The organism is Brevibacillus sp. SKDU10, assembly GCF_001645205.1.
GTDB lineage: Bacteria > Bacillota > Bacilli > Brevibacillales > Brevibacillaceae > Brevibacillus_B > Brevibacillus_B halotolerans.
In genome coordinates this window covers 1-996 of the sequence record NZ_LSSO01000111.1, presented here as the reverse complement: position 1 = coordinate 996, position 996 = coordinate 1, and the positions used below count along the sequence as shown (strand labels likewise).

The window sequence follows — 996 nt, the reverse complement described above, 5'->3', positions numbered from 1 at the left end:
ATATTATAATGAAGAAATGAGGATGAATATGAAAATCTGGGAAGGCAAGCTCGTCGGTTCAGGATTGCGTATAGGAGTTGTTGCTGGCCGTTTTAACGAATTAATTGTCAGTAAGCTAGTAAGTGGGGCTTTAGATACACTAAAACGGCATGGTGTGGAAGAAGCCCAAATTGAAATTGCATGGGTTCCGGGGGCCTTCGAGATTCCACTTATGGCGAAAAAAATGGCTGAAACAGCGCGTTTTGACGCGATTATTACATTAGGAGCAGTGATTCGCGGATCGACTCCTCATTTTGATTATGTTTGTAATGAATGTGCAAAAGGAGTAGCAGCTCTTTCAATGAGCAGTGAAGTACCTATTATTTTTGGTGTCCTGACGACTGATAATATTGAACAAGCTATCGAACGTGCTGGGACAAAGGCTGGAAATAAAGGATGTGAAGCAGCTGCTTCCGCTATTGAAATGGCTAATTTGGCACGTAGCTTTGAACAAACTTGCTAAATGGTATTAAAATGTGAGCTACCGATAGATTCGGTAGCTCTTTTCTACAAATAGAACGTTGTAATTGTTAATGAAAGAATACGAATAAAGCAGATTTATGTTTGGTATTTTAATAATTTTACATCTATTCACGAACAGACTGAGGCTTTCTTAAGGAAATCTATAATTGTTATTGAAATAGTAACTAAGCCAAGGAGCTTACAATCCGAAAGATGCTTGATGGATAGAACTTTTACGGGATGACTACAGTTAGAGGCAGATAAGTGGAAGTAATCATCTAGTAATGGCAAAAAAATGAACAATAACTCTTTATTTGCTAATATTTAGATTTTTTAAGCTGGAAAGTATTTCAACGCCAAGATCGACCAATTTCTCTGAACCCATAAATTTTATGAGTACTTTAGCGCGTTTTTTGTGTCGATCTACTTTTTTAATCTGTCCTTCCATTCCTTTCAAGGGACCCGAATTGACATAGACCTCTGAATTTTCTAAGT

General features: G+C 37.3%; 2 protein-coding genes. One reads left to right on the top strand and one right to left on the bottom strand.

Features of this window, described 5'->3' with window-relative positions:
* The first annotated feature begins 28 nt into the window (after positions 1-28).
* Positions 29-502 (top strand): 6,7-dimethyl-8-ribityllumazine synthase, encoded by a 474-nt coding sequence (gene ribH, locus AYJ08_RS06135; protein WP_064016989.1) that lies wholly within the window; start codon positions 29-31, stop codon positions 500-502.
* Positions 503-811: 309 nt separating this feature from the next.
* Here the strand turns inward: ribH and AYJ08_RS06130 are convergent.
* On the bottom strand, positions 812-996 hold a 185-nt coding region (locus tag AYJ08_RS06130), incomplete at its 5' end, for a KOW motif-containing protein (RefSeq protein ID WP_197490603.1).

Bases quoted from the DNA above. Each gene is read 5' to 3' on its own strand.
- ribH (WP_064016989.1), top strand. From the start codon at position 29: ATGAAAATCTGGGAAGGCAAGCTCGTCGGTTCAGGATTGCGTATAGGA.